The sequence below is a fragment of the Aeromonas enteropelogenes genome, assembly GCF_000819845.1.
GTDB classification, from domain to species: domain Bacteria; phylum Pseudomonadota; class Gammaproteobacteria; order Enterobacterales; family Aeromonadaceae; genus Aeromonas; species Aeromonas enteropelogenes.
Genome location: NZ_CDCG01000024.1, coordinates 1,485 through 4,574, shown reverse-complemented (window position 1 = coordinate 4,574; position 3,090 = coordinate 1,485). Strand labels below are relative to the sequence as shown.

Below are 3,090 nucleotides of genomic sequence, written 5' to 3'. Positions count from 1 at the left end.
CCCGGGTGGCGGGGAAGGCATCGCTCAGGATGGCGCTGGTGCGCTCGATGCACTCCAGAAAGCCCTGCTCGATCTCCTTGTTGCGCACCCGTGTGACGAAGTCATCGATGATCTCCTGCCACTGGGCGTTGTCGATGTGCTGGGCGATGCCGTCATCCACCAGGATCTCCACGTAGTGCTCGGCGGCCGAGACGAAGATCAGCACGCCAAGCCGGTCGCGGGTGCGATGCAGTCCCTGTTCGACAAACTGCAGTCGTGCCATCAGGGCGGCCCGGTGCAGGCGCACCCGTTTGGGGATCAGCCGCATCTTGATGGGGGTCCAGTGAAACAGGAGGCTCAGCAGCAGCCAGACCGACCACTGTACCAACAGGATCTCGTACCAGCCGAGCCAGAAGCCGAGCTGGAACACCAGCAGCGGGGTGAGCATGGCCAGCAGGGCCGCCCAGAGGGTGGGAATGTAGCGATATCCATCGCTGGCCGGGGCCAGCACGGTCACCAGTTCGGCGTCCGTGTCCTGTTCTGCCTGTCTGACCCTGGCCTGAAGCGTGTGATAAAACTGTTTGGAAATCATCTTGTCGTCTCTTAATCCCTGTTACCAACCACCGGAGGCGCCACCGCCACCAAAACTGCCACCGCCACCGCTAAAGCCACCGCCTCCGCCGGAGCGACCGCCAAAGGAGCCGGCCCCCAGTCCCCCGGCCAGGTAGGCCGATCGGCGACGGCGGCCCGAGCCACCTCCGCCGCCCCCTCCGCGCAGGTTATGGATCACGATCATCGCAATCACCATCAGAATGAACAGCCCGGGCCCCTTGCCGCTATCTTGCTGTTGGGTCTCTGCTGGCTGATAGTCACCGGCCAGCGCCAGCATGATGCCCTGGCTGCCCGCCATGATGCCGGCCACCATGTCGCCCCGCTTGAAGGCGGGCAGGATCCGGGTCTGGATGATGTTGGCGGCGATGGCATCGGGCAGGGCCCCTTCCAGGCCGTAACCCACTTCGATCCGCACCTTGCGCTCATCCTGGGCGATCAGCAGCAGGACACCGTTGTCTTTTCCTTTCTGGCCGATGCCCCAGTGACGTCCCAGCTGGTAGCCGTACTCCTCGATAGTCTCCCCTTGCAAACTGTCAATGGAGACCACCACCAGCTGTACGCCGCTGCGTTTTTCAAACGCGGCCAGTTGCTGGGTCAGCTGGTGGGCCTGCTTGCGGGACATCAGGCTCGCCTCGTCCACCACTCGCCCGCTCAGGGGCGGAAAGTCGGGAGCCGCCTGCAGCGCTGTGGTCCAGAGCAGCAGGCAGGGCAGCAGGATGCGCAGCATCATGGTCATTGGAAGCTCACCTTGGGCGCCTCATCGGCACCTAGCTTGGCGCTGAAGCTGGGTTTGGCTTCCAGATCCGAGTAGAGCAGCTTGTGCCAGATCACCCCGGGGAAGGTGCGGATCTCGGTGTTGAACTGGCGTACCGCCTCTATGTAGTCGCGGCGGGCCACCGAGATGCGGTTTTCGGTGCCTTCCAGCTGGGCCTGCAGGGTGAGGAACTGCTGATCCGCCTTGAGATCGGGATAACGTTCAACCACCACCATCAGGCGGGAGAGGGCGCTGGAGAGCTGGTTTTGTGCCGCCTCGAACTCCTTGAGCTGAGCCGGATCGCTCACCTGCAGGCTGCCAACCCGGGCACGGGCGTCGGTGACCGCCTTGAGGGTCTCCTGCTCATGGGTGGCATACCCCTTGACGGTAGCCACCAGGTTGGGGACCAGATCGGCGCGGCGCTGGTACTGGTTCTCCACCTGTCCCCAGCTCGCCTTGACCTGCTCATCCAGAGTCGGAATGGTATTCATGCCGCAACCGGTCAGACCCAGCAGCAGGGCCAGGGTCAGCAGGGATCGGGTGGCCCTGCGCCAGAGAGATAGGTTCATCTTGTTGTTCTCCATTGAAATGGCTGGCAAATATCGGTTCACCATAACAGCTTGGGGTCGGCGGCGACAATCCGCGACGACACGCTGGGGTGACTATCCGCGACTGCAGCGGGCGGGCAAGACCGGCATCTTGTTGATGCCCGATACCCTGGGCAGTTGCGGCTTGTCCTTGAGCCAGGAGGCGAGCTCCTCCCCGCAGCCATTGCCTGGCGGAATAGGGGGCTGGGGCTGGCAATCCGGACTGGCGGCGGGGCAGCGCAGGCGCACATGGAAGTGGCTGAAGTGGCCCACCCAGGGACGCAGCTTGGCCACCCAGGGCTCATGGCCCGCCTGCTCACAGACGGCTGACTTGATCACCGGGTTGACGAAGATGCGTGCCACCTCGGGTTTGCTGGCGGCCAGGCGTAGCAGGGTCAGCTGCTGCGGGCCGAAGCGACCCGGCAGCATCTTGTAGCTGGGTTCGTCGATGAGCGCCCACTCCTTGGGGGCATCCTGCTCCCACTTGCTGATGGGGCGGTTGGCCATGCGAAACCAGATATCGGCATCGAGGCCGGTCTGGTGGCTGCGATGACCCGAGGTAAAGGGGCCGCCATGGGCCATCGCCAGATCGGCGATATAGAGGTCCGGCAGGCCGGCCATGCGGCTCTGGTTGGCCAGCGTCTGCAGGTAGTGGATAAGGTCGGGGTGGCCGTAGTAGCGCAGCCGCTTGGTACGGATCACCTGATAACCCGGCCCCTCCAGCGGCAGGGCCATGCCGTTTTTCAGGCAGCCGGCGGCATAACCACCGATTGCCTCGGCGTGCAGGGCAGTAGCCAGTAACAGGGACGTCAGCATCGGTGTGCTCCTTGTCTTGCTTCGAGTCGGCTGAGGAGTGCGAACAGACTCAAACATATCAATAAATAGGCCGCCGCTACCAGCAGCCAGATCTCGTAAACCAGTCCGCTGGAGTTGGCCATCTCGGTGCCGACAAAGGTGAGCTCCTGCACCGAGATGAGGGAGACGATGGCGGTATCCTTCACCAGGGCGATGAGCTGGCCGGTGAGGGGCGGCAGCATCAGCAGCAGAGCCTGGGGCAGGATCACCCGGCGTAGCCGCACCCAGGGGGAGAGGCCAAGGCTCTGGGCAGCCTCCCATTGCCCCGCTGGCACGGCAGCGAGGCCGGCCCGTACTATCTCG

5 protein-coding genes are annotated in these 3,090 nt (G+C 63.9%); all 5 read right to left on the bottom strand.

Annotation, left to right across the window (positions count from 1 at the left end):
- A partial coding sequence (locus BN1123_RS08920; RefSeq protein ID WP_042026570.1) for a TPM domain-containing protein occupies positions 1–571 on the bottom strand: 571 nt, incomplete at its 3' end.
- 21 nt (positions 572–592) lie between these two features.
- On the bottom strand, positions 593–1,327 hold the full coding sequence (locus tag BN1123_RS08915; protein WP_042026569.1) for a TPM domain-containing protein: 735 nt from the start codon (positions 1,325–1,327) through the stop codon (positions 593–595).
- A complete protein-coding gene (locus BN1123_RS08910) occupies positions 1,324–1,929 on the bottom strand; it encodes a LemA family protein (protein ID WP_042026568.1) in 606 nt (201 codons plus the stop codon). The genes BN1123_RS08915 and BN1123_RS08910 overlap by 4 nt, the downstream gene beginning before the upstream one ends.
- A 78-nt stretch (positions 1,930–2,007) precedes the next feature.
- Positions 2,008–2,748 (bottom strand): penicillin-insensitive murein endopeptidase, encoded by a 741-nt coding sequence (gene mepA, locus BN1123_RS08905; RefSeq protein ID WP_042026567.1) that lies wholly within the window; start codon positions 2,746–2,748, stop codon positions 2,008–2,010.
- Positions 2,742–3,090: ABC transporter permease subunit (locus BN1123_RS08900; RefSeq protein WP_042026566.1), on the bottom strand; the 349-nt coding region annotated here is incomplete at its 5' end. The genes BN1123_RS08900 and mepA, both read right to left, overlap by 7 nt.

Bases quoted from the DNA above. Each gene is read 5' to 3' on its own strand.
- BN1123_RS08915 (WP_042026569.1), bottom strand. From the start codon at position 1,327: ATGACCATGATGCTGCGCATCCTGCTGCCCTGCCTGCTGCTCTGGACC.
- BN1123_RS08910 (WP_042026568.1), bottom strand. From the start codon at position 1,929: ATGGAGAACAACAAGATGAACCTATCTCTCTGGCGCAGGGCCACCCGA.
- mepA (WP_042026567.1), bottom strand. From the start codon at position 2,748: ATGCTGACGTCCCTGTTACTGGCTACTGCCCTGCACGCCGAGGCAATC.